This window comes from Kiloniella laminariae, assembly GCF_027214005.1.
Classification (GTDB): Bacteria; Pseudomonadota; Alphaproteobacteria; order Kiloniellales; family Kiloniellaceae; genus Kiloniella; species Kiloniella laminariae_A.
In genome coordinates this window covers 422,263-444,908 of the sequence record NZ_JAPWGY010000002.1, presented here as the reverse complement: position 1 = coordinate 444,908, position 22,646 = coordinate 422,263, and the positions used below count along the sequence as shown (strand labels likewise).

Here is a 22,646-nt window from a genome sequence, read left to right as displayed (position 1 = left end):
TTACAAGAATTCCCCAGAACCCAACCCGCATTGGGATCTGTTAGCCGAAGCTTCGGACCAGGCTTCCTGCGATCATATACCAGCCATCAACCATGACGAAGAAGATCAGTTTGAAAGGAAGAGAGATCATAATTGGGGGTAACATCATCATCCCCATGGACATGAGCACAGATGCGACGACCATATCGATAATCAGGAATGGCAAAAAGATCAGGAAGCCGATTTCAAAGGCTCGACGAAGTTCGCTGATCATAAAGGCCGGGATCAGGGCGCGAAGCGGAGTGGCTTCCGGTGTGGCGACTTCTCCGACATTTGCCAACTCCATAAAAAGTCCCAGATCTTTTTCCCGAACATGCTGAAGCATGAAGTCCCGGACTGGTATGACACCTCTCTCCCAGGCCTGGATCTCGTCGATTTCCTCTTCCAGCAACGGTTTGACCGCGTCGTTATAGACCTTTTCCATCGTGGGGGTCATGATAAAGAGCGTCAGAAAAAGCGCGAGGCTGATCAACACGGTGTTGGGTGGAGCCTGCTGAATTCCCATTGCAGTACGAATAAATGACAAGACGACAATGATCCGGGTGAAGGAGGTCACCATCATCAGGATCGCAGGTGAAAGGCTCAGGATCGTGAGCAGGGCCAGCATCTGGAGAATACGTCCGCTGCCAGAGCCCAGGATCTCGTTGTTTAGGTCAAGAGTAACTGCCTGTGACCAGGCTGTTTCTGGCAAGGCCAGCAGAGTGCCTGTCCCAATAACAAAGCCTGCGAACAGGCACTTTGACAGTTTTGTTCTCATTTCAGCGGTCATTGATCTGTTGCCTCCCGCTTTTTTCCTGGTCGGTCTTCTGGTTATCGCCACCCTGGAGGCTATTGTCACTGTCAGGGGGGGAGGGAAGGTTGCTGTCTATCACAAGATCATGCGTGCCACCAGTTAGCAATAGATGTTCCCGATCATCACAGCGGACGATAACCAGCCGTCGGCGAGCATCAAGCGGTCTTACTTCGACAAGATGAATTCGTTTGTGCTTTCCGCCTTTCTGGATCGGACTGTTGCCCAACCCAAAACGTCGCGCAAGAAGCGCAATGGCAAGAATCAAACCAAGCACAAAAACCAGTGACAGGAGGAACTGGACGTAGTTTCCATATTCCATCGATTATTTTTTTCCGGTGGTGTTAGCCGAGGTGTAGGCACGGGCGGCTTTATTGTGGGACGTGGTCTCTTTCATCTCGATCTTTACAAGATCAAGGCTGGACTGAATTGTAATGGTCAGATTATCAAGTTCTTCGATCAGGGCCAGTAATTTTGGCGAGAGGCGGGCACGTTCTTTGGCGTCGAGTTTGCTGATTTCCTGGCAAAGATAATCAGTGACTTTGGGCATGTCTGTAACGCTGAAGACTTGACCGGATTTAGCCGCGTTGCTGGCATGAGCAACCTGTTGTGAGAGATCCGCAATATCTTTTTCTAGTTCACTATAGCTTATCATTCAGGGGGTACCGGCTTTTCGTGCTGATGTTTTTGTTCGTTATAGACGTAATTCAGAATTGTCGCGACTGCAGTGAGTGCTTCTAAAGGTATCTCACTTTCAATATCAACAGTAGAAAGAATTTCTACGAGATCAGAATCTGTTCTGACTTTTATACCCTGGGCGAAGGCGATCTGGAGTATCTGTTCGGCCAGCTCTCCACTTCCTTTGGCAACTATTTTGGGTCGCCCGCCGGTCGTCCGCTGAATGGCGACAGATGTTCTGGTCCTGTCATCAAGGGGTGGATTTTCGTTTTGGGTATCTTTTATCGAAAGATGACCATTCGGGAGCAGCTTTGCGGCCGATCCCGTTCGATTTTGCTCTGTACTCTGCTCCCTTGTCCCGCTGGGGGGATCTTCGGTTGCGCTCATCGCGCTTTCTCCGCTAGAGGCAGTCTTTCCAGATAATCTTGTGCTGTTATCTTTAACGACAGATTACCTGAAGTGGTAAAGCCGGGGCTTTTTGAATTTTATAACTATTCTTTTTCTGATTCAGAATCATCAAAATTGAGTCCAAGAGCGTCCAGGGTTGCAGCTGCAGCCGCCCGGTTTTCTTCCTGGATACGTTCATGCAATTCCTGGCGGAGAACGGTTGCATCCTCTGGAAAGGTAAAGCCGATTTTGACGGACTTGCCACGTATATCAACAACCTGAACTTCAATGTTGTTGTTAATGATGACGGACTCACCAATTTTCCGGGTAAGATATAACATGCCGAGGCTTCGGACTCCCTGTCCCTAACGCCAAATACTGACTAAAGGATTAGATAAACTACTTGTTCTTCTTCTTCGCCTGTATTTATACGTGGATTTTAGAGTGAGGTCGAGCCCAAGTTGTGGACAGGATGGATTTTTTTACTAGATCTGTCATTCATTAACAGGTTATTAAGGGGGAAGAGGTAAATTATTCAGGTTTAATGGATCTTTCTTGCGCAAGGAGAGCCAGTTGTGGCTGACAAGCTGAAAATCACCGATGTGCTCGCCAAAAAGATGGAATGGCTGACCCGCCGGCAGGAAGTCTTGTCCCGCAACATTGCAAACGCGGACACGTTGAATTATGTGCCTCTTGATCTGAAGGACAATCACTTCAAGGCTTTGGTTAACCGTTCTGCTCCGTTGATGGCGCAGACATCAACCAAAGCAGGACACATCACGAATAATCCGCTGCTCGGGGATAACCCGAAATCTTCAAAGTCGAAAGATCTGTACGAGACTGCCCCTGCAGGGAACTCGGTTATTCTTGAAGAACAGATGATCAAGATGTCCGAAACCCAGCTGGATTATCAGGGAATGGTCCGGCTCTATAAAAAACACCAGGATATGCAAAAAATGGTGTTGCGTGGACCATAGAATGTTATTGAGCAGCTGGTTATTGTCTGGAAAGATTTACGATGTCTGATTTATATAAATCAATGCAGGTTTCTGCTTCGGGGATGAAGGCGCAGGGGACACGTCTGCGGATTATTTCTGAAAACATCGCGAATGCTGATTCTGTGTCCCAGGAACCTGGTGGTGCACCCTATCGCCGGAAAATGGTCACTTTTGGTAATGAACTTAATCGTGAACTCGGTGTTGAGAAGGTTGTTGTAAAAAACATCATTTCCGACAAAAGCGATTTTCGGCGGGAATATCTGCCGGGGCATCCCGCAGCTGATGCAGATGGGTATATCTTGCGCCCCAATGTCAATTCATTGATCGAGATGAACGACATGCGTGAAGCGCAAAGAAGTTATGAGGCCAATTTGCAAGCCATCCAGGCGTCGAAATCGATGTTACAAAGAACATTGGAAATACTCCAGTGAGTATGGCACTGCAGACAGAGGATTAGAGAGTCATGGCGGTAAATTTTTCAGATGCTGTAAGTGCTTATAACCGTATTGCCGGGCAGGCCAAAACAGATCTTGGCCAGGACAAGGACCCGGTTGGCGCCGATTTTGCCTCGACTTTGCGCGGTGTTGCCGAAAATACTCTTTCAACGATGCAGAATGCTGAAACCAAGACACTTATGGCTGCCTCAGGGAAAGCTGATGTGACGGATGTTGTTACTGCGATGTCTGAGGCTGAAGTTACCCTGCAGACAGTTGTCGCCGTACGTGATAAAGTTGTTCAGGCCTATCAGGAAATTCTCCGGATGCCGATCTAGGCAGCCTCCCTGGCCGAGTTTTTTTAGCCGGGGGTTTCTATCTATTTTGATCAGTTAGCTTATAAAGGCAGACCACGACGGATGAGCGAGGTCGAAGTTGTTGAGGTCGGACGTGAAGCCGTTTGGGTAATGCTCAAGATGGGCTTTCCCGTGCTGCTTGTTGCACTGCTTGTTGGCTTGATTATTTCTTTGTTTCAGGCCTTGACGCAACTGCAGGAAATGACCCTGACCTTTGTGCCAAAGCTGATCATTATCAGCCTGACCATCGTTGCCACAGCCCCTTACATGACGCAAACTCTGGGTACCTTTACAGAAATGATAATGGACCGGATTGTTGCCTTGGGATAGGGCATGCTTTACGAACTTCTTCCTTCCAGCATCTATATCATTCTGATTATCTTCGCCCGGTTAGGGGGGGCAATGATGCTTCTTCCCGGGTTTGGTGAGTCCTATGTGTCGCCCCGGGTTCGTCTGGGTCTTTCTATTCTGATCTGTATCGTCATCGCCCCGGCGCTTGTTTCTAAAATTCCACCGATGTCTGAGAGTGTTGCGGATCTCGGGCTGTTGATTTTTGGTGAAATTGTCATCGGGATCTTTATGGGGACCATCGCCCGCTTGTTTCTGAGCGCTACCGCGTCGGCGGGAATGATTGCTGCAAACCTGTCATCTTTGGCAAATGCCCTTATTCAGGACCCAACGGCTGAACAGCAGGCTTCGATCATGGGGACTTTTATGTCCAGTGTAGCTCTGGTCCTGATCTTTGTGCTGGATATTCATCATCTTTTCCTTCACGCGCTGGTGGACAGCTATGAGCTTTTCGTTCCTGGTCAGTCTTTGCCGACGGGTGATTTCTCTAATATGATTTCCCGGGTTGTCGCTGATACCTTTACACTTGCGGCACGAATGGCTGCCCCTTTCATCGTGGTGGGCGTGATCTTTTTTCTCGGACTTGGGTTGCTCGCCAAACTGATGCCGCAGATGCAGGTATTTTTTATCGCCATGCCCCTGCAGGTATTGATGGGAATTGTTGTACTGTTTTTGTCGCTGCCGGTTATGATACGGGTATTCTTGACCAGCCTGAATGAACACTGGATTGTTTTTGTCCGCTAGGAATTCCGGGAGGAATTTTCTGATACCGGATTTGAGGAGAGTCAGATTTGTCATCTGAAGATACTGACGAGTCCCAAAAAACCGAAGAACCGACGGGCAAGAAGCTTGCCGATGCCCGGGAAAAAGGAGACGTGCCGAAATCTCAGGAAATGAATTCCTGGTTTTCCTTTTTCGGCTTTATGATTGTTGTCAGCTTCTTCACAGTCTGGATTGCCCAGGGAATGGGGCAAAGCCTGACAGTGTTTCTCGAGCGTCCTGATCTGATCCGGCTTGAGAGCGGTCATGTCAGCGAAACTGTTAAAGATATGCTGCTTGAGATTGGTGCTCTCTTTGCCATTCCGGCTGTTATCTTTATCTTCTTTGCGATCGCTTCGGGGCTGATCCAGCATGGCTGGCTGATATCCTATGAATCACTCAAACCGAAATTCAACAAGATTTCCCTCCTTGCTGGCTTCAAAAGACTGTTCTCTATCCAGTCGGTAATGAACCTGGTCAAGGGACTGGCAAAGCTGATTATTGTCGGTTCGATTATCGGTTTGGTAATCTGGCCCAAACGCAGCATGGTTCCCCAGTTGGCTGAACTGGATGTCTCCCAGATGGCGATGATCCTGTTGGACTGGACCAAGCTGGTTCTGGTGGCCGTGGTTGCTGTGATGGCTATAATTGCCGGTCTGGATTTTCTGTTTCAATATTTTCAGTACATAAAAAAGCTGAAAATGTCGAAGCAGGAAATCAAGGATGAAATGAAACAAAGTGAAGGCGATCCCGCAGTAAAGGGACGTCTGCGGCAGTTGCGTATGGAAAAGGCACGACAACGGATGATGGCTGCAGTGCCAAGCTCGGATGTTGTGATCACCAACCCGACTCACTTTGCCGTTGCTCTGGAATACAAGGGCGAGACAATGGAAGCACCAAGGCTGGTTGCCAAGGGTGTTGATGCGGTTGCCTTTCGCATTCGCAAGGTTGCTGAAGAAAATAAAGTGACCGTTGTTGAAAATCCGCCCCTTGCCCGGGCACTCTATGCCGGGGTGGAAATAGATCAGGAAATACCTCCGGAACACTACAAGGCCGTTGCCGAAGTGATCGGATACGTCTTGAAACTCAAAGGGAAAATGAAGTAATGGGGAGGGGACTTCCTGATCAGGAACAACAGTTATCTGTTTGTGTAAGTGGCGTGTGATTGAGAGGGCAGATGGGATGATATGCCCAACTCAATTGTTTTAGATAAATTTTAAGGGTACCCTGATTTTAACTATAGATCCTTACCCGGTAACGGGGAAAAGACGTTTCGTGGGGGAAGCATGGAAATGTCAGACTACATCTGGCTGAGTGTAAGTGGCTTTCTGGTTGCCATTATTGCGGTGTTGTCTGTCATTGTCTGGCGGCAAAGGGGAATGCTGGCGATCCGTCGCTACGCCTTTGCTGCAGTCCCTCGGCCGCGCCAGATCGTTGATCCTGAAGGAAAAAACCTTTTTGCCAACCCTGCCTTTGAGGATTTTTTCGGGGGTGATTTAAGGGCTGTTCCCGACCTTATTCTCGACGAAAGCCAGGGTGATGAAGACATCGGGCGCAAACTGGCAACCCTGCAGCTGAATGCCCGCAATGGTGTATCGGGGCATGTTGAAATTGAACTCCCTCGCAGTGGTCCAAGTGATCGGGACACCCAGTGGCGCCATGTCGCGGCCTATCCCATTCCCAACCGTCCCGGTTATGTTTTCTGGTTCGTAGACGACATCACCATGCGTCGTCAAATGGAGCAGGTGATCAATGATCAGCAGCAACGCTTTGTCGATCTGCTTGAAAACGCGCCAATCGGCTTTTTCTCGGTTGATGACAAAGGCTGTTTTCTGTTTGCCAACCAGACCCTGACAGACTGGCTCGGTTATTCTTCTTCAGAGCTGGAAAGCGGTAAAATTAAACTGCATGACATCATTGCCGATGCCTCGCTAGAGGATGTTCCCCCCTATCATCCCTTTGAAGATGCCGAAAGCAGCGCTGGAGAGGTCTTTCTTAAAACCGGGGATGGGGAGAAGCGGGTCCTTGCGGCCATCAGCCAGCATATTGCTGATGGAGGGGCTGAGAAGGGGTTCCGCACACGGTCCGTTGTTCGGAACCTTACCCTGGAGCGGGAAATGGCCACGGCGCTGGAGCAGTCAGAAAAACGCTTCCGGAAATTCTTTAACGAAGCACCTGTTGGTATTGTCTTGCTGAACGAGCGGGGAGTTATCACAGAATGCAATCGGGCCTTTCTCGAGTTCCTGGAGACGGAGGAAAGTGCCAAAGGCAAGCCGTTACTTTCTCTGGTCGGCGAGGAAGAACGGGATCAGGTTCGCACGGCTCTGGTTTCAGCTTCGACTTTTGAGCGGAAGGCACTTGAGGTCCGTCTCGAAGGTAACCCGAACCGGGTTTGCAGTATGAATGTGACGCATGTCGATGAAAATTCAGGCTTGCCGAGTGGTTATATTCTCAACTTTACCGATACAACAGATCAAAGAAACCTCGAGGCACAGTTCGCCCAGTCACAGAAAATGCAGGCAGTCGGGCAGCTGGCAGGGGGAATCGCACACGACTTCAACAATCTGCTGACCGCCATGATCGGTTTTTCTGATCTGTTACTTCTGCGTCATCGCCCGGGCGACCAGTCTTTTGCGGATATCATGCAGATCAAGCAAAATGCGAACCGGGCGGCCAATCTTGTCCGGCAGCTTCTTGCTTTCTCCCGTCAACAGACCCTGCAACCCAGACGCCTTAATGTAACCGATATCATTGCGGAGCTGGCCCACCTGTTGCGCCGTCTTATCGGCGAGAATATTGAACTGCGCATTACCCATGGCCGGGACCTTGGGGATGTAAAGGCCGATCAGGGGCAGCTGGAACAGGTGATTATCAATCTGGCGGTCAATGCGCGCGATGCCATGGATCATGGTGGCGTTTTGGAAATCATCACTTCAAACGTGATTGTTGAAAACCCCTACAAGGTAAAAGGGGAAGAAATTCCGCCGGGCGATTATGTCCTAGTCAAGGTTCAGGATACAGGCCACGGCATCCCCACTGAAATTATTGACAGGATCTTTGATCCTTTCTTTTCCACCAAGGAAGTGGGAGCGGGAACAGGTCTGGGGCTTTCAACGGTTTATGGCATTGTCAAACAGTCCGGTGGTTTTGTGTTTGTTGATTCCGCTGCTGATGAGGGAACTGTGTTTTCCCTGTTGTTCCCGCACTTTAGAGAAGGGAAGAAACATCTGGAAGAAGTGGCGACAGAGGCCCCGCAGGCTCTTGATCTGACTGGTCGGGGTACAATCCTCTTGGTCGAGGATGAGGATGCCGTACGGTCTTTCAGTGCAAGGGCACTGGAGAACAAGGGATACAAGGTCCATGAAGCCAACTCGGGAGAAGCTGCGCTTGAGGTGCTGAAAAGCGAGGGGGCTGGAGTTGACCTGATCATTACCGATGTGGTGATGCCCCGGATGGATGGTCCTACATTGATCAAACATGCCTTGGAGATGCGGCCCGACATGAAGGTTATCTTCATTTCCGGGTATACGGAAGATTCTTTCCGCAAGAGTCTGGATGATAACTCTGCGATCGAATTTTTACCAAAACCTTTCAGTCTCAAACAGTTAGCCACAAAGGTGAAAGAGGTTCTGGGGGCCTGATCTGAGGTATATATCTCAGAAGAAAATGAATTTGTGCACGGTTTGTTCTTTTTGATTGTTGCTTGAGAACAAAAAGGGTACATTGTTGCCATTGCAGAGGGTGAGTCCCTGTGGGATAAGGAAGGCAGCAATGGCACAAAACGTCTTACAGTTAGTGGAGAGTAGCACGGTGGATAAACAGAAGGCATTGGAAGCAGCACTGGGGCAGATTGAACGCGCCTTTGGTAAGGGCTCGATCATGAAACTTGGTGAAGGCGCCATAGTGGAAGCTGAATCGATTTCCACAGGATCCCTCGGTTTGGATATCGGGCTCGGTATCGGTGGCTTGCCACGCGGCCGTATTGTTGAAATTTACGGCCCGGAGAGTTCCGGTAAGACAACATTGGCATTACATGTGATCGCCGAAGCCCAGAAGGCGGGAGGAACCTGTGCTTTTATCGATGCAGAGCACGCCCTTGACCCTGCCTATGCCAACAAACTGGGTGTGAATGTCAGCGAACTGCTGATTTCGCAACCTGATGCCGGGGAGCAGGCGTTGGAAATTACGGATACGCTTGTTCGTTCCGGTGCGTTGGATGTCCTTGTTGTCGATTCTGTTGCTGCCCTGGTGCCGCGCGCGGAACTTGAAGGCGATATGGGAGATTCCCTTCCCGGGTTACAGGCGCGTTTGATGAGCCAGGCGATGCGTAAACTGACCAGCTCTATTTCAAAATCGCGAACACTTGTGATCTTTATCAACCAGATTCGTATGAAGATTGGTGTCATGTTCGGTAATCCGGAAACAACGACCGGCGGGAATGCACTTAAATTCTATGCATCTGTACGTCTTGATATTCGACGGATTGGTGCGATCAAGGATCGGGATAATGTCACGGGGAACCAGACCCGGGTCAAGGTGGTGAAAAATAAAATGGCACCGCCTTTCCGTGTTGTCGAGTTTGACATTATGTACGGGGAAGGGATTTCCAAAACTGGCGAAATGCTTGATCTTGGTGTACAGGCCGGGATCGTGGAAAAAGCAGGCGCCTGGTTCTCTTGTGAGGGCCAGCGGATTGGACAGGGCCGCGAAAACGCGAAAACCTTCCTTAGGGAAAATCCCGAGGTTGCCAACAAGATCGAAACAGCAGTTCGCAAGAATGCCGGGATTGTCGCCAATGCAATGCTTGAAGGCAAAGATGATGAAACAATCGATGATGACTGATTGGTGTTTTGCCCGGATAATCTAGGGATAATCTAAACGGGCAATCCAGATTTGTCGGGATAATAAAAAAGGGGCCGCGGCCCCTTTTTTCTTTAGGTAACTCGCCCTATTGACCCAGAACTTTTGAATAGGCTTTGGTGAAGCCTTTCAAGGAGAAGGGAATGGCAATGGTTTTCTTGGTTGAATCCAGAAAAACAACCCGGCCTTCATTCTGACCCTGTAGATTCTGGACCAGCTCTGTATCCAGTTGGATTTCGGTCTGGCAACCTGACTTGATGCACCGCTCAAAAGGGTATTTCCGTTTGAGTGTCGTCCCGATTTCAAGGCCGAAGCCCTCGGGAAGGCGAATGCCAAGAGGGAGCGTCAGGATCATCGTGGAAATTTCTGTTGGATTGTTCGCAGGGCGTCCGACAGCCAGTTCCAGAACAGGCTTGTCGTTGTCACCAAGTAAAATTCTTTGAACAATATAGCAGGACTTGGCATCTGTCGCCTTACAGAGCGCAGCCCAGTCTCCGTGTTGTTCCACGGTTCGTTGAGCAGCCTCCTGGGCATTGGCCTGTGACAGGGATAACAAAACCCCAACGCCAAGGGAGAGAATAAATCCGGATAGAAGTCGTGGCTTGACGTATGACATTTTGTCCGCTTCGTTAGTAAGAAAGCAAGCATCCTACAGATTGTCGGGGGACGATTAAAGTGAATAACGCAGAGTCCCTTGTTTGTCATAAAATACCCAGGAACTCTAGACGAACGCCTTCGCTTCCGGGGGAAAAGAGACAGAACCTACGGGGAAACAACATGCCTGGAAGGGGCTTCCCGCGGTGTTGTTTCGAAAGCTGATGGTGCAAAATCCAGATGCCAATATCCCTGTTTCAAAAAGCTGGGAAAATTAGTGTCGACGGCCACCTGAAAAGCACGCTGACTCTAGACAGTTGGCAAGCAGCGCGCTACAACCGCCATTGAGGTTTCCCACCGGACCACGAGAGGTCAGGTGCCCTGTCCAGCTATTAGGTACGTGAATGAAATGATTACCGGTAACGAGATCCGCAGAACCTTTCTAGACTATTTCAACAAGAACGGTCACACCGTCGTTGATTCTTCTCCTCTGGTGCCGAGAAATGATCCGACGTTGATGTTCACCAATGCGGGAATGGTTCAGTTCAAGAATGTCTTTACGGGAAATGAGACACGTCCCTACAGCCGCGCCGCAACGTCGCAAAAATGTGTGCGCGCGGGTGGCAAGCACAACGATCTGGAAAATGTCGGTTATACCGCCCGACACCATACTTTTTTTGAGATGATGGGCAACTTTTCCTTTGGGGATTATTTCAAGGATCAGGCAATTGAACTGGCCTGGAATCTGATCACCAAAGAGTACGGTGTTCCTGAAGAAAAGCTTCTGGTTACGGTTTATTCCGAGGACGAAGAAGCTGCTGCTCTCTGGCGCAAGATCGCAGGATTGAGCGACGACAGGATTATCCGGATACCAACGTCAGACAATTTCTGGTCCATGGGGGAAACAGGGCCTTGCGGACCGTGTTCGGAAATTTTCTATGATCACGGGGAGCATATTTTCGGTGGTCCTCCGGGGAGCCCTGATGAAGACGGTGACCGTTTTATCGAGATCTGGAATCTGGTGTTTATGCAGTATGAACAGCTGGATAAGGACAACAGGATAAACCTGCCGAAACCTTCAATCGATACAGGGATGGGTCTGGAACGTATTACTGCGGTACTACAGGGTAAACACGATAACTATGACGTTGACCTGCTCCGGACGATTATCGAGGCCTCTGCCGCAGAGACCGGGGTTGATCCCGATGGAGAAAATGCTGTGTCGCACCGGGTGATTGCCGATCACCTGCGCTCGACCTCTTTCCTCATTGCCGATGGCGTTTTGCCTTCTAATGAAGGTCGGGGCTATGTCTTGCGCCGGATCATGCGTCGGGCGATGCGTCATGTGTACAAGCTGGGATCAAAAGATCCTACGCTCTATAAACTGGTGCCTGCGCTGACCCGGATTATGGGCAATGCCTTTCCCGAACTTTCTCGCGCACAGTCCCTGATCACAGAAACTCTCAAACTCGAGGAAAAGCGTTTCGGTCAGACACTGGACCGCGGTATGCGGTTGCTGTCCGAAGAAACGGACAAGCTGGCGGACAAGGGAACCTTGAACGGAGAAGTGGCTTTCAAGCTGTATGATACCTATGGCTTCCCGCTGGATTTGACACAGGATGTCCTGCGCGGTCAGGGGCTGTCGGTTGATACCGCAGGCTTTAATGCAGCGATGGAGCTACAGCGGGCCGCTGCGCGTAAAGCTTGGACCGGTTCAGGTGATCTGGCGACAGAAAAAGTATGGTTCGAACTGCAAGAACGTTTCGGCGGAACCGAATTCTTTGGTTATGACACGGAAACAGCCGAGAGCCAGGTTCTTGCCGTTCTGGTCGACGGCAAGGAAGTTGCCTCTGCAAAAGCTGGTGATCAGGTGATGATCATTACCAACCAGACACCTTTTTACGGTGAAAGTGGTGGACAGCAGGGGGATCATGGTCTGCTTTTCTCTGCTGATGGCGATGAAATCGTAATCCGCGATACCCAGAAAAAACTGGGTAATCTTTTTGTACATATTGGGGAAGTGAGCCGGGGGACTGTCAAAGTCGGACAGGCCCTGGAAATGAAGGTCGACAGCGTTCGCCGTTCCGCTTTGCGCGGCCATCACTCTGCCACGCATCTGCTGCATGAAGCCCTGCGCCGTCGCCTCGGAACTCATGTCAGCCAGAAAGGTTCTCTGGTTGCACAGGAACGCCTGCGGTTTGATATCAGCCAGCCCCGTTCGCTGGAGCCGGAAGACATCGCCGTTGTGGAAGCTGAAGTGAACGAGCGCATCCGCCTGAATGCGGAAGTGACAACCCGGTTGATGACCCCGGAAGAAGCCATTGAAGAAGGGGCTATGGCCCTTTTTGGCGAGAAATACGGGGAAGAAGTGCGTGTCGTTTCTATGGGTGGAGCGGACAGTTCGACCGGAAGTGGTTTTTATTCGACAGAGCTTTGCGGGGGAACTCATGTTCGCCGCACGGGAGACATCGGTTTCTTCAAGATTGTCTCTGAAGCGGCACTGGCTTCTGGAGTGCGCAGGATTGAAGCTGTAACCGGTCAGGCGGCACTGGATTATGTGTCGTTACAGGAAAGCCAGCTCGCTGCTGCTGCGTCTGTGATCAAGGCATCGCCTGCCGAACTGGAAGCACGGATCAGCAGTTTGATGGACGAACGCAAGCGCCTTGAACGGGAATTGACGGATGCCCGTCGCAAGCTCGCAGCCAGCGGCAGCGGGTCTTCTGCGACAGACGACGTCAAGGAAATCAATGGCATCAAATTTGCGCCGCGTATCCTTGATGGTGCTCTGGCCAAAGATCTTAAGCCGACAGCTGATGAGATGAAAAAACAGCTGGGAAGCGGTGTGATTGTGCTGATTGCCACAAATGAAGGCAAAGCTTCTATTGTTGTTGCTGTTACCGATGATCTGACTGATCGGATTTCTGCAGTCGAGCTTGTTCGTGCCGGTTCTGCAGCTCTTGGCGGACAGGGGGGCGGTGGTCGTGCTGATATGGCTCAGGCCGGTGGCCCTGATGCCAGCAAGGCTCCCGAAGCAATCAAGGCGATTGAAGCTCTGATCTGATCATCCGTAATCAGAAATAGAAGAGAAGCCCCGGGAGAAATCCGCGGGGCTTTTTTTATGACTTCTTCAATTTTGTTTTCTGTTATTTTCTTCCACCGGCCAGCTTTATGGCATCGGGATGTTTGCGCAGGCACGCCATGGCCCATACCCCCAGAAAAGGCCCGAGAGCCAGGGGCGCAAAGGCATAGTGCCACCCTAATAGCTCCACGGCGTAGGGCATCAGGTGAATCGTGACCAGTGTCAATGTAAAGCCAAGGGATGTTTGCAGGGTTAACATGGTACCGATGATGTCTGCCTCGGCCAGTTCGGCGATGGAAGCTGAGAATTGCGCTGAATCAGCAACAATGCTGAAACCCCAGAGCAAACATAGGGGAAGGAGCAACCAGGGAGAGGCACCAAAGAAAAATCCGATAGCCAGGGCACAGCTGCCGCTGATCAGCATGGAGGCAATGGTCAGCGTGGTTCGGCCCAGCCTGTCTGCAAGGTATCCTGCGAGAAGGCAGCCTATGGCACCAATGCCTACTGTGGCAAAGGTAGCCAGTTTTGCATGGGATGCCGCTTGATCAAGAGGCATGCTTTGGCTGAAGCTGGCCATAAGGAAAAGTCCGATCCAGGCCCACATGGCATAGAGTTCCCACATATGACCTAGATAGCCCAGATTTGCCAGCCGCAGAGGTTTGATCTTCCAGGCAAAGAAAACCTGGCGAATATGAAATTTGGGCGCGCGGCTATAAGCAGGACCAAGTCTGAAAAGAAGAATGCCAAGCCCTGCTGTAACTGCGGCCAGGGAGGAAGCCTGGATGGTAAAGCGCCAGTCAATGCCCCCCACTGCATTAAAGAGATGTGGTGTCGCTGAGCCTAATGTCAGCGCACCAACCAGAACCCCTACCAGCAGCCCCATATCGCCTTTTGCCCAGGTTGCTGCCATGCGCATACCGATGGGGTAAATCCCCGCCATGCATACCCCGGTGATAAATCGGAAGAACGGGAGCAGGGGCGATGTTGCCTCGGGTAACAGCATCGCGGCGTTGGCAGCTGCGGCAATCAGGGCCGAGACCAGAAAAAATACTTTGGGAGGCAGGCGGTCAGCAGCACCAGTGAGTGTCGAGGCAATGCTGCCGACAACAAAGCCGACCTGAACGGAACTGGTAAAGAGCGCCTGTTGAAAGGGGCTGAGGTTGTATTCCTGGGTGAGGGCAGGAACAACCGCCGAGGCGGAAAACCACAAGGTCATGGCAGCGACCTGACAGAGCGCCAGAACGGTCAGAAATATCCATTTACCCTGTGGGTGTTCCATGCTGTCCTGTGAGGGGTGAGATGAAGGGTTTGTGACGCTAGAAAAGTACGCGCAACTTGTCCAGTCACGTTTTAGACAAAGGACTGTTTCTCGCCAGACGATTCAGATCCGGGAAGAGTGAACAGAGAGAAGATGAACAAAGGAATGATTTTGTTTTCTAGGCATGTCTCGCCTTTGGGGGAAATCATGACCTTTTACCATGACGGGGTTATCTGCCAACTCGACTTTGCCGATTGCAGGGGGCGCTGGCAAAAAACACTGGATCGACGTTTCCCGGGATTTGCCCTGGAAGAAGGAAAGTCGCAAACGGAAGTGGATGAAAGACTAAGGGCATATTTTGATGGGGGGAAAAATGCCTTTGCGGGTCTGGCTTTGGATATGGGGGGGACGGTTTTTCAGCGCAGCGTCTGGACGGCCTTACAACAGGTACCTTTTGGTGAGAGACGCACCTATAGTGAGGTAGCGGCGGCAATTGGTAAACCTGATGCTGTTCGTGCAATGGCTGCGGCGAATGCTTTTAACCCTCTTTCAATTATCATCCCCTGCCACCGGGTTTTGGGAAAATCCGGCGCCTTGACAGGCTATGGTGGGGGCGTGGCACGGAAACGGGCCCTTCTTTGTCACGAAGATCCTGCTTTTTTTGCCTGAATCCCTGAAACAAGGGAAGACCGCACAAGGCGGTCTTCCTGGGCAGTCTTCCTGTGTTGAGACCATTCCGGTTGGCTTCAGCTTTTCGCTTCCGGGATGAGATGAACATCGCGTTGCGGGAAGGGAATGGAAATGCCTTCTTTGTCAAAGGCTTCCTTAATGGCGCGGCGGTTGTCACTCTGTGCTGGCCAGTAGTTGCCAGTATCAGTCCAGTAGCGAACAGTCAGATCAACCGAGCTTTCTCCCAACCCGGTAACAATGACCTGTGGGGCGGGGTCTTTGTGTACCCGTGGATCAGCATTCACGACAGCCAGGGCAACCTTTTCAGCTTTTCCAATGTCGTCGCCATAACCTATACCGACAACCAGATCAGTGCGGCGTTTGCTGTTGCGGCTGAAGTTGGTAACCTTTGCGGACCAGAGCCGGGAATTGGGTACAGAAATATAAAGACCATCGACGGTGGTCATGTGTGTGACAAAGAGGCCGATTTCCTCGACTGTTCCGGAGATACCATCTGCATCGACAAATTCTCCGACTTTCATCGGACGTAAAAACAGAAGCATAAAACCGGCAGAAATGTTCTGCAACGTTCCCTGAAGCGCCAGGCCAATGGCCAGGCCAGCAGCACCGAGAACTGCAATAATACTGGTGGTTTCCACGCCAAAACGGGCAAGAACAGCGACAAGGACAAAAATCATGATCGTGTAATGAACAATATTCACGATCATTGGCCGCAAGGTACGGTCAACCCGTCCGGACTTTTCCAGAAGTTTCTGGGTATAGCCGCTGACTTTCTTGGCAACAAAACGCCCGATGACCAAAATGGCCAGGGCCGCCAGAATTTCCAATACCATATCCAGAGCCAGATTGCCGTAACTCTCGATCAGTTGTGTGTATTCTTCAGTCATGTCTGGATTTCAATCTTTCTGTTTTTGAATTGCGGGGCATACCCGTAAGACAAAACCCCCGCTGTGGATCATACAGCGGGGGTTTCGAAAAATCATCCCGGGAAAATACTTACTGAATATAATTTCCCGGATATATCAATTACTGGATGTCAGCCAGGACCTTGACGGAAACCATGTGGTCCGGATCTGTCACAGAACCGCTGCCGGGGGCTCCACGTTTGATACCATCAACAAATTCCATGCCTTCGATAACGCGGCCCCAGACAGTGTACTGGGTATTCAGTGAAGGCGCGCTGTCGAACATGATGAAGAACTGGCTGTCGCCAGAATGCGGGTTCTGGGAGCGGGCCATACCAACGATGCCGCGAACGAAAGGTTCTTTGGAAAATTCTGCACGAAGTTTTTTCCCGGAACCGCTGGTGCCTGTACCGGTCGGATCACCTGTCTGGGCCATGAAGCCTTCGATAACGCGGTGGAATACGATGCCATCGTAAAAGCCCTCGCGCGCCAGTTCCTTGATTCGTGCCACATGTGTTGGGGCAAGATCAGGAAGCATTTCGATGACAACCTTACCGGTTTCCAGTTCGATAACCAGGGTGTTTTCAGGATCGGCTGCAGAAGCAGTCGTGGTAGCAACAGTCATGGCAATAAGCCCTACAAGTAGATTACGAAAGATTTTGAACATGCTTATGCCTGATCCATAACTTTTTTCAAGTTTTCATCGATGGCTTCCATGAAAGCCTCTGTCGTCAGCCAGCTCTGGTTCGGGCTGATCAGCAGGGCCAGATCTTTGGTCATTTTGCCGGATTCAACGGTATCGATACAGACCTGCTCAAGCGTTTCGGCAAACTTCACAACTTCCGGTGTGTCATCAAACTGTCCGCGGAACTTGATGCCACGGGTCCAGGCAAAGATGGATGCAATCGGGTTGGTCGAGGTCTCTTTACCCTGCTGGTGCATGCGATAATGACGGGTAACGGTACCGTGGGCTGCTTCAGCTTCAACGGTTTGCCCATCGGGTGTCATCAGGACGGAGGTCATCAGTCCAAGGGAGCCGAAGCCCTGTGCCACGGTGTCGGACTGGACATCGCCATCATAGTTTTTACAGGCCCAGACAAAACCACCAGACCATTTCATGGCAGCGGCAACCATGTCATCAATCAGACGATGCTCATAAGTAATGCCCTTGGCAGCAAACTTGTCGGCAAACTCTGCATCAAAGATTTCCTGAAAGAGATCCTTGAAGCGTCCGTCATAGGCCTTGAGGATGGTGTTCTTGGTGGAAAGGTACACGGGCCAGCCAAGGTCGAGACCGTAGTTCATACAGGCGCGAGCAAAACCACGAATAGAATCATCAAGATTGTACATACCCATGGCAACGCCGGCTTCCGGGAAGTCAAAAACTTCGCGGGTAACGGCTTCGCCGCCATCAGCCGGCTGGAAGGTCATGGTCAGTTTACCTGCACCGGGAACAAGAAAGTCGGTCGCTTTGTACTGGTCACCAAAAGCATGACGGCCGATGACAATCGGTTGAGTCCAGCCCGGAACCAGTCTTGGAACATTTTCCATGATGATCGGCTGGCGGAAGACGGTTCCACCGAGAATGTTGCGGATGGTGCCATTGGGCGAACGCCACATTTTCTTTAGCTTAAATTCTTCAACACGGGCTTCGTCAGGTGTAATTGTTGCGCACTTGACACCGACGCGGTGTTTTTTGATCGCATTGGCTGCGTCAACAGTGATCTGGTCATCTGTTGCATCGCGGCTTTCGACGGAAAGGTCATAGTACTTCAGATCAACATCGAGATAGGGCAGAATCAGTTTTTGCTTGATTCTGTCCCAGATGATCCGGGTCATTTCATCACCGTCGAGTTCAACGATCGGGTTTTTTACCTTGATTTTGGCCATGTTAGCCTCCTTGTTTGTCGGCTTATTGTGTCTGTTCTGGGAAACTCTAGAAGGAAAATAACAGTCTTTCGCTGCAGTGCAAGATAATGGAGGATTTTCCCTGGATCAAATCTGCTTTAACTGCTGGGTCAAACCCGGGTTTAACCCGGGTCACACCGGGGTTAAAGCAGAGTGATATCCGGTTTTACCCGTGAATCCGGCAGGCTTTCTAGGGTCTGGAAAACCTCTTCAATGCTGTTGACCACAGAATAGATATCTTCCGGTTTCTGCCGGAGATAGCCGCATTCAATCTGGTGGTCAATCAAGTCTGTCAGGGGGGTCCAGAAGTTTTCCAGATTGATCAGGATAATCGGCTTGTCGTGCATTCCCAGCTGTTTCCAGGTGGCAACTTCGAAAAACTCCTCCAGCGTTCCCAGTCCCCCGGGAAGAATGCAAAAGGCATCAGAGCGTTCGAACATCTGCATTTTACGGGTATGCATGGAATCGACAACAACAAGCTCACTGACACCCGTGTGTCCAACTTCAAATCTCTGCAGATATTCCGGAATAATGCCGGTAACCCGTCCCTTGCCGGTGAGGGCTCCGTCTGCGACCCGGCCCATCGAACCAACGCGCCCGCCGCCATAAATGATTTCAATTCCTTTTTCGGCAGCCCGTTGTCCGAGAAGGGTTGCCTGATCAAGATGTTTTTCGCTTACCGAATTGGAAGAGCCACAGTAGACACAGATTGAAGTGATACCGCTCAAATCGTTTCTCCTTGAAAATACAGCATAAAATGTTTCAAATTTTGTTTAACTACATACAGCGTTATAATTTTGGCGCGGGTGATAGAAAAGCCGATCCTCCGCGCCATCGTGGAACATCATATTCCAATAAGTGGCTTTTATGCTTGTGAAAAAATGATTATTTTTCCTGAGAGGGATGCTTGCCTGAATGACATCCTGAATTATATCGGGTAAAAGTTGTGTCTTGTGCTTTTTTGCGCAGTCCTTAACCTGTCCAATCATCCAGGCACCCCCGGAGGGAAATCACCTTTGGGTGTCTGTTCGTCAATGTCTTGGGAGACTATGCCTTTGAGCCGCGCCTTCGCCCTTGCTCTCGTTATTGTCCTCGCCCTTGCCGCGATCGGTGGGGTGATCTGGTATACAGGCAGTGATGACCCATCGGTCAGCCTGTCTGACGGAGCCTCTGGAGACGCCGAGGTCGTTACGAAAACTCTTACTCCTCGGGACAAGACGGTCAAAAAATCCCCAGAGGAATCTCCAGAAGAATCCCCGCAAACGTCAGAAACAGTGAAGACAGATAATCCTGATATAGCGGAGACTACCGGCAGCGACGCCACTGCTCCGGCAGAGGAGCAAGACGCACAAAAAGCTGAAAATAACAACCTGTCCGGGGATAAGGCGTCCGAACTCTCGTTTGATATTATCCGGGTTGAAAAAAACGGAGATACGGTCCTCGCAGGACGGGCACCCGCTGACAACGAGGTCCGGATCCTTGATGGAACAACCATATTGGGGCGCGTAGAGGCTGATCAGAATGGTCAATGGGTCTATGTTCTTGAAACGCCGCTTGAACCAGGTACGCATGAACTGGGGCTGGAGGTTGAACAGGAGGATGGCAGCAAACTGAAATCTGCAGATGTGGCGATTGTCGATGTTCCTGAAGGTGAAAAATCAGCTCTTGCTGTTCTGGTTCCCGCTGATAACCAGGGAGCCAGCCGGGTACTGCAACTTCCTGAAAAGATTGGCGAGGAAGGTATCAAAAACGGTGAATTGGCGCTGGATAGTGTTGATTATGATGATGCGGGCAAGACCGTTATCGGCGGAACCGCCACGCCGGGGAAAAAGGTTGCAGGGTATCTCAATAACGAATTTGTTGGGCAGGGCACTGCCAATGATCAGGGGCGCTGGACTGTCGAACCTGAACAAAACGTCGAAGAAGGGCTGCATCAGCTCCGGATTGATCAGCTTGATGAGGCCGGGAAGGTCACGGCGCGTGTCGAAATTCCTTTCTCCCGCTCAGGCAAGGTGGAAACCCGACCAGATGAACGCGTTGTAACGGTCCAGCCTGGCAATAGCCTTTGGCGTATTTCTCGCAGCATTTACGGGGAAGGGGCTCATTTTGCGGTTATTTATGATCGGAACAGAGATCAAATTCGGGATCCGGATCTGATTTACCCCGGACAGATTTTTGTTCTGCCAAAAGGCGAGTGATTTTCAATGTCCTTTTGGTCGCTGTAAAAAACCTTACATTTGCTGCCGGAATAACGTATTAGACAGGATTAACTGCTGTCGGGCCCTTTGTACTGTTGGGGGTTCGACAGAAAAATTTATGAATAAATGAATGGAGAAGACTGTGCTCAAGCACATACTGGTGCCAATAAACAAAGCTGGATGGCCTTTCGTTGGAGGAGCGCTCGCCTTGAGCGTGATCTTCGCTCTTATCTGGAAGCCCCTGGCAATTGTCGGATTGATACTTGCTGCATTCTGCACGTACTTTTTTCGCGATCCAGAGCGTCAGACCCCGGTTCGGGCAGGGTTGATTGTCAGCCCGGCTGACGGGCACATCAGTGCGATTGAAACAGCAGCGCCACCTGCTGAACTTAACATGGGGACAGAACCGCTGATGCGGGTTTCGGTATTCCTCAGTGTGTTCGATGTGCATGTGAACCGCGTACCTGCTGCTGGTAAAATTACCGAACTGGCTTATCATCATGGCGCTTTCCTCAACGCGGCTCTTGATAAGGCTTCTGAGCTGAACGAGCGGATGTCGGTCAAGATGGAAACCGAAGATGGCAAGGAAATCGCTTTCGTGCAGATTGCCGGCCTGATTGCCAGACGGATCATTTGTAATCTGAGCATGGGTCAGGAAGTCAAAACCGGCGAAAGATTCGGCCTGATCAGGTTTGGCAGCCGCACGGATGTTTATCTGCCAAACGGCGTTGCTCCGCTGGTGGCTGTTGGACAGCAAATGATCGGCGGAGAAACTGTTATTGCCGATCTGCAATCAGATGAATCTATTCGTGAAGCCGAGGTGAGATAACATGGCAGGTCTCAAGCGCCGTCACCGCCTTCATGGTTTTTCTATAAACCGTTTGATTCCCAATGCAATCACCTTGATGGCCCTCTGCTCCGGTTTGTCCGCAATCCGGGCAGGGCTGGCCCAGAACTGGGAATTGGCGGTTGCCGGAATTGTTGTGGCGATGGTGCTGGATGGACTGGATGGTCCGGTTGCCCGCTTGATGAAAGGGACCAGTGAATTTGGTGCTCAACTTGATTCACTGGCCGATTTTGTCAACTTTGGCGTCACACCTGCTTTACTAATCTATCTCTGGGCTATGGACGGCACCGGGGGACTGGCCTGGGCTGTTGCCCTGTTTTTTGCCATCTGTTGCGGCATGCGGCTGGCCCGCTTTAATGCCAGCTTGCAGGATGAAAATCCTCCCCCTTGGGCGACCAAGTTCTTTACTGGCATCCCGGCCCCTTGTGGCGCAGGGCTGATCTTGTTGCCGGTCGTGCTCAGTTTCGAGCTGGGCGATGATTTTTTCCGCTCTTCCATACTTAACGGCGTGATGCTGGTTCTGGTTGGCGGGCTGTTTATCAGCACAATACCAACCTATTCATCAAAACGTATCAGAATCCCGCGGCGGTATGTCGGGTTCGTTTTGCTGGGCGTGGCGATCTGTATCATGTTGCTCTACAGCACGCCCTGGATGTTCCTCAGCGTTGCAGGTCTGGGGTATCTGGTCAGTATCATTCTGGCTCAGTTTTCCTACCGGAATACCAAGGCCAAGATGATGGCGCAGATGACCCAGGAAAACAAAAATTCCGAGGCCGGGCAAGACCAGCAGCCGACAGGAAAGTAAACTGAAACAAGCTGACTAAAGACGACGGAAACTGATCTTTATGTTTGATGCCTGGATGCGTAAAAGAATTGACCCGGCCCTTGAGCGGCTGGGTCGTTCTGTTTCTGACAGGGAGATTACGGCCAATCAGGTTACCTGGACCGGGTTTGGTATTGGTCTGATGGTTATCCCGGCCCTGGCATTCGGTCGGCCGGAGATTGCGCTGGTCTGTATTCTTTTGAACCGCATCTGTGACGGACTGGACGGGGCTGTCGCGCGGATCAGGGGCCTGTCTGATCTGGGAGGGTATCTGGATATCACCCTCGATTTCCTGTTCTATTCGGCGGTCATCTTTGGGTTTGCCCTGTTTGATCCGTTACTCAACAGTCTCCCGGCAGCCTTCCTGATCTTTTCCTTTGTTGGCACGGGAAGCTCATTTCTTGCCTTTGCCATCGTGGCAGAAAAACGGGGAATCTCGACAGATATCCGTGGTAAAAAAAGTATCTATTACCTCGGGGGGCTGACGGAAGGGACAGAAACAATTGTCTTTCTTATTGCTCTTTGTATCTGGCCGGGTAGCTTTCCCTGGATGGCCTGGGGGTTCGGGTCGCTTTGCTGGATCACCACGGCATTTCGTATCCATGCGGCGATGACGACATTTCGCCCCTGAATAACGTTACCTTGGCCCGATAAAAAAGCCCCCGAAAGAATTTATCTTTCGGGGGCTTTTTTTT

The 22,646-nt window shown here is 50.9% G+C and carries 25 protein-coding genes; 14 read left to right on the top strand and 11 right to left on the bottom strand.

Features of this window, described 5'->3' with window-relative positions; translation table 11 throughout:
* Nucleotides 1–40 precede the first annotated feature (40 nt).
* From fliP to csrA, 5 genes are all read right to left on the bottom strand, one after another.
* Nucleotides 41–808: a flagellar type III secretion system pore protein FliP gene (fliP, locus tag O4H49_RS06800; RefSeq protein ID WP_269422681.1), complete on the bottom strand. Its 768-nt coding sequence runs from the start codon at nucleotides 806–808 to the stop codon at nucleotides 41–43.
* Entirely contained in the window at nucleotides 798–1,151 is a 354-nt protein-coding gene (locus tag O4H49_RS06795) for a flagellar biosynthetic protein FliO (RefSeq protein ID WP_269422680.1), read from the bottom strand. The genes fliP and O4H49_RS06795 overlap by 11 nt, the downstream gene beginning before the upstream one ends.
* 3 nt (nucleotides 1,152–1,154) lie before the next feature.
* Nucleotides 1,155–1,484, bottom strand: coding sequence for a hypothetical protein (locus O4H49_RS06790; protein WP_269422679.1), 330 nt, complete (start codon nucleotides 1,482–1,484; stop codon nucleotides 1,155–1,157).
* Nucleotides 1,481–1,894 (bottom strand): EscU/YscU/HrcU family type III secretion system export apparatus switch protein, encoded by a 414-nt coding sequence (locus O4H49_RS06785; RefSeq protein ID WP_331283744.1) that lies wholly within the window; start codon nucleotides 1,892–1,894, stop codon nucleotides 1,481–1,483. The genes O4H49_RS06790 and O4H49_RS06785 overlap by 4 nt, the downstream gene beginning before the upstream one ends.
* Before the next feature lie 104 nt (nucleotides 1,895–1,998).
* A complete protein-coding gene (gene csrA / locus O4H49_RS06780) occupies nucleotides 1,999–2,235 on the bottom strand; it encodes a carbon storage regulator CsrA (RefSeq protein WP_269422678.1) in 237 nt (78 codons plus the stop codon).
* A 234-nt stretch (nucleotides 2,236–2,469) separates the two neighbouring features.
* On the opposite strand from csrA, the gene O4H49_RS06775 reads away from it, so the two are divergent.
* The 8 genes from O4H49_RS06775 to recA all read left to right on the top strand — a co-directional run bounded on the left by O4H49_RS06775 (nucleotide 2,470) and on the right by recA (nucleotide 9,631).
* Nucleotides 2,470–2,871 (top strand): flagellar basal body rod protein FlgB, encoded by a 402-nt coding sequence (locus O4H49_RS06775; RefSeq protein WP_020594208.1) that lies wholly within the window; start codon nucleotides 2,470–2,472, stop codon nucleotides 2,869–2,871.
* Between the two features lie 41 nt (nucleotides 2,872–2,912).
* On the top strand, nucleotides 2,913–3,323 hold the full coding sequence (gene flgC, locus O4H49_RS06770) for a flagellar basal body rod protein FlgC (protein ID WP_269422677.1): 411 nt from the start codon (nucleotides 2,913–2,915) through the stop codon (nucleotides 3,321–3,323).
* 32 nt (nucleotides 3,324–3,355) lie between these two features.
* The gene (gene fliE, locus O4H49_RS06765; RefSeq protein ID WP_269422676.1) at nucleotides 3,356–3,664 is read left to right on the top strand and encodes a flagellar hook-basal body complex protein FliE; all 309 of its coding nucleotides are present in this window, start codon (nucleotides 3,356–3,358) and stop codon (nucleotides 3,662–3,664) included.
* An 81-nt stretch (nucleotides 3,665–3,745) separates the two neighbouring features.
* Entirely contained in the window at nucleotides 3,746–4,012 is a 267-nt protein-coding gene (gene fliQ, locus O4H49_RS06760) for a flagellar biosynthesis protein FliQ (RefSeq protein WP_269422675.1), read from the top strand.
* 3 nt (nucleotides 4,013–4,015) lie between these two features.
* Nucleotides 4,016–4,774 (top strand): flagellar biosynthetic protein FliR, encoded by a 759-nt coding sequence (locus O4H49_RS06755; protein ID WP_269422674.1) that lies wholly within the window; start codon nucleotides 4,016–4,018, stop codon nucleotides 4,772–4,774.
* A 47-nt stretch (nucleotides 4,775–4,821) separates the two neighbouring features.
* Complete coding sequence (gene flhB, locus O4H49_RS06750) at nucleotides 4,822–5,895, top strand: flagellar biosynthesis protein FlhB (RefSeq protein ID WP_269422673.1); 1,074 nt, start codon at nucleotides 4,822–4,824, stop codon at nucleotides 5,893–5,895.
* Nucleotides 5,896–6,081: 186 nt separating this feature from the next.
* The gene (locus O4H49_RS06745) at nucleotides 6,082–8,430 is read left to right on the top strand and encodes a hybrid sensor histidine kinase/response regulator (protein ID WP_269422672.1); all 2,349 of its coding nucleotides are present in this window, start codon (nucleotides 6,082–6,084) and stop codon (nucleotides 8,428–8,430) included.
* Nucleotides 8,431–8,560: 130 nt separating this feature from the next.
* Nucleotides 8,561–9,631 (top strand): recombinase RecA, encoded by a 1,071-nt coding sequence (recA, locus tag O4H49_RS06740; RefSeq protein ID WP_269422671.1) that lies wholly within the window; start codon nucleotides 8,561–8,563, stop codon nucleotides 9,629–9,631.
* 106 nt (nucleotides 9,632–9,737) lie between these two features.
* Here the strand turns inward: recA and O4H49_RS06735 are convergent, their stop codons facing one another.
* A complete protein-coding gene (locus O4H49_RS06735) occupies nucleotides 9,738–10,265 on the bottom strand; it encodes an invasion associated locus B family protein (protein ID WP_269422670.1) in 528 nt (175 codons plus the stop codon).
* Nucleotides 10,266–10,652: 387 nt separating this feature from the next.
* On the opposite strand from O4H49_RS06735, the gene alaS reads away from it, so the two are divergent.
* Nucleotides 10,653–13,304, top strand: coding sequence for an alanine--tRNA ligase (gene alaS / locus O4H49_RS06730; protein ID WP_269422669.1), 2,652 nt, complete (start codon nucleotides 10,653–10,655; stop codon nucleotides 13,302–13,304).
* A gap of 82 nt (nucleotides 13,305–13,386) precedes the next feature.
* Here alaS and O4H49_RS06725 read toward each other — a convergent pair whose 3' ends face one another.
* Nucleotides 13,387–14,601 carry an MFS transporter gene (locus O4H49_RS06725; RefSeq protein ID WP_269422668.1) on the bottom strand — a complete coding sequence of 405 codons (1,215 nt, stop codon included), beginning with the start codon at nucleotides 14,599–14,601 and terminating at the stop codon, nucleotides 13,387–13,389.
* A gap of 144 nt (nucleotides 14,602–14,745) precedes the next feature.
* On the opposite strand from O4H49_RS06725, the gene O4H49_RS06720 reads away from it, so the two are divergent.
* Nucleotides 14,746–15,249, top strand: a complete 504-nt coding sequence (locus O4H49_RS06720; protein ID WP_269422667.1) for a methylated-DNA--[protein]-cysteine S-methyltransferase — start codon at nucleotides 14,746–14,748, stop codon at nucleotides 15,247–15,249.
* 77 nt (nucleotides 15,250–15,326) lie between these two features.
* Here the strand turns inward: O4H49_RS06720 and O4H49_RS06715 are convergent, their stop codons facing one another.
* The 4 genes from O4H49_RS06715 to O4H49_RS06700 all read right to left on the bottom strand — a co-directional run bounded on the left by O4H49_RS06715 (nucleotide 15,327) and on the right by O4H49_RS06700 (nucleotide 18,811).
* Complete coding sequence (locus O4H49_RS06715) at nucleotides 15,327–16,157, bottom strand: mechanosensitive ion channel family protein (RefSeq protein ID WP_269422666.1); 831 nt, start codon at nucleotides 16,155–16,157, stop codon at nucleotides 15,327–15,329.
* A gap of 139 nt (nucleotides 16,158–16,296) precedes the next feature.
* Entirely contained in the window at nucleotides 16,297–16,842 is a 546-nt protein-coding gene (locus O4H49_RS06710) for a peptidylprolyl isomerase (protein ID WP_269422665.1), read from the bottom strand.
* A gap of 2 nt (nucleotides 16,843–16,844) precedes the next feature.
* Nucleotides 16,845–18,065 carry an NADP-dependent isocitrate dehydrogenase gene (locus O4H49_RS06705; RefSeq protein ID WP_269422664.1) on the bottom strand — a complete coding sequence of 407 codons (1,221 nt, stop codon included), beginning with the start codon at nucleotides 18,063–18,065 and terminating at the stop codon, nucleotides 16,845–16,847.
* 161 nt (nucleotides 18,066–18,226) lie between these two features.
* On the bottom strand, nucleotides 18,227–18,811 hold the full coding sequence (locus tag O4H49_RS06700) for a TIGR00730 family Rossman fold protein (protein ID WP_269422663.1): 585 nt from the start codon (nucleotides 18,809–18,811) through the stop codon (nucleotides 18,227–18,229).
* 306 nt (nucleotides 18,812–19,117) lie between these two features.
* On the opposite strand from O4H49_RS06700, the gene O4H49_RS06695 reads away from it, so the two are divergent.
* The 4 genes from O4H49_RS06695 (at nucleotide 19,118) to O4H49_RS06680 (ending at nucleotide 22,582) form a co-directional block, all read left to right on the top strand.
* The gene (locus tag O4H49_RS06695) at nucleotides 19,118–20,281 is read left to right on the top strand and encodes a LysM peptidoglycan-binding domain-containing protein (RefSeq protein WP_269422662.1); all 1,164 of its coding nucleotides are present in this window, start codon (nucleotides 19,118–19,120) and stop codon (nucleotides 20,279–20,281) included.
* Nucleotides 20,282–20,411: 130 nt separating this feature from the next.
* Nucleotides 20,412–21,110 carry a phosphatidylserine decarboxylase gene (locus O4H49_RS06690; protein WP_269422661.1) on the top strand — a complete coding sequence of 233 codons (699 nt, stop codon included), beginning with the start codon at nucleotides 20,412–20,414 and terminating at the stop codon, nucleotides 21,108–21,110.
* A 1-nt stretch (nucleotide 21,111) separates the two neighbouring features.
* Complete coding sequence (locus tag O4H49_RS06685) at nucleotides 21,112–21,933, top strand: CDP-alcohol phosphatidyltransferase family protein (RefSeq protein ID WP_269422660.1); 822 nt, start codon at nucleotides 21,112–21,114, stop codon at nucleotides 21,931–21,933.
* Nucleotides 21,934–21,973: 40 nt separating this feature from the next.
* Complete coding sequence (locus tag O4H49_RS06680) at nucleotides 21,974–22,582, top strand: CDP-alcohol phosphatidyltransferase family protein (protein WP_269422659.1); 609 nt, start codon at nucleotides 21,974–21,976, stop codon at nucleotides 22,580–22,582.
* The last annotated feature ends 64 nt before the right edge of the window (nucleotides 22,583–22,646 follow it).

What these genes read in the sequence shown, in the direction of transcription:
- fliP (WP_269422681.1), bottom strand. Translation starts at nt 808, where the DNA reads ATGACCGCTGAAATGAGAACAAAACTGTCAAAGTGCCTGTTCGCAGGC.
- fliE (WP_269422676.1), top strand. Translation starts at nt 3,356, where the DNA reads ATGGCGGTAAATTTTTCAGATGCTGTAAGTGCTTATAACCGTATTGCC.
- recA (WP_269422671.1), top strand. Translation starts at nt 8,561, where the DNA reads ATGGCACAAAACGTCTTACAGTTAGTGGAGAGTAGCACGGTGGATAAA.
- alaS (WP_269422669.1), top strand. Translation starts at nt 10,653, where the DNA reads ATGATTACCGGTAACGAGATCCGCAGAACCTTTCTAGACTATTTCAAC.
- O4H49_RS06745 (WP_269422672.1), top strand. Translation starts at nt 6,082, where the DNA reads ATGTCAGACTACATCTGGCTGAGTGTAAGTGGCTTTCTGGTTGCCATT.
- O4H49_RS06680 (WP_269422659.1), top strand. Translation starts at nt 21,974, where the DNA reads ATGTTTGATGCCTGGATGCGTAAAAGAATTGACCCGGCCCTTGAGCGG.
- O4H49_RS06710 (WP_269422665.1), bottom strand. Translation starts at nt 16,842, where the DNA reads ATGTTCAAAATCTTTCGTAATCTACTTGTAGGGCTTATTGCCATGACT.
- O4H49_RS06695 (WP_269422662.1), top strand. Translation starts at nt 19,118, where the DNA reads ATGTCTTGGGAGACTATGCCTTTGAGCCGCGCCTTCGCCCTTGCTCTC.
- flgC (WP_269422677.1), top strand. Translation starts at nt 2,913, where the DNA reads ATGTCTGATTTATATAAATCAATGCAGGTTTCTGCTTCGGGGATGAAG.
- O4H49_RS06715 (WP_269422666.1), bottom strand. Translation starts at nt 16,157, where the DNA reads ATGACTGAAGAATACACACAACTGATCGAGAGTTACGGCAATCTGGCT.
- O4H49_RS06720 (WP_269422667.1), top strand. Translation starts at nt 14,746, where the DNA reads ATGATTTTGTTTTCTAGGCATGTCTCGCCTTTGGGGGAAATCATGACC.
- O4H49_RS06735 (WP_269422670.1), bottom strand. Translation starts at nt 10,265, where the DNA reads ATGTCATACGTCAAGCCACGACTTCTATCCGGATTTATTCTCTCCCTT.
- O4H49_RS06705 (WP_269422664.1), bottom strand. Translation starts at nt 18,065, where the DNA reads ATGGCCAAAATCAAGGTAAAAAACCCGATCGTTGAACTCGACGGTGAT.
- fliQ (WP_269422675.1), top strand. Translation starts at nt 3,746, where the DNA reads ATGAGCGAGGTCGAAGTTGTTGAGGTCGGACGTGAAGCCGTTTGGGTA.
- csrA (WP_269422678.1), bottom strand. Translation starts at nt 2,235, where the DNA reads ATGTTATATCTTACCCGGAAAATTGGTGAGTCCGTCATCATTAACAAC.
- O4H49_RS06685 (WP_269422660.1), top strand. Translation starts at nt 21,112, where the DNA reads ATGGCAGGTCTCAAGCGCCGTCACCGCCTTCATGGTTTTTCTATAAAC.
- O4H49_RS06790 (WP_269422679.1), bottom strand. Translation starts at nt 1,484, where the DNA reads ATGATAAGCTATAGTGAACTAGAAAAAGATATTGCGGATCTCTCACAA.
- O4H49_RS06690 (WP_269422661.1), top strand. Translation starts at nt 20,412, where the DNA reads ATGGAGAAGACTGTGCTCAAGCACATACTGGTGCCAATAAACAAAGCT.
- O4H49_RS06795 (WP_269422680.1), bottom strand. Translation starts at nt 1,151, where the DNA reads ATGGAATATGGAAACTACGTCCAGTTCCTCCTGTCACTGGTTTTTGTG.
- O4H49_RS06725 (WP_269422668.1), bottom strand. Translation starts at nt 14,601, where the DNA reads ATGGAACACCCACAGGGTAAATGGATATTTCTGACCGTTCTGGCGCTC.
- O4H49_RS06755 (WP_269422674.1), top strand. Translation starts at nt 4,016, where the DNA reads ATGCTTTACGAACTTCTTCCTTCCAGCATCTATATCATTCTGATTATC.
- O4H49_RS06785 (WP_331283744.1), bottom strand. Translation starts at nt 1,894, where the DNA reads ATGAGCGCAACCGAAGATCCCCCCAGCGGGACAAGGGAGCAGAGTACA.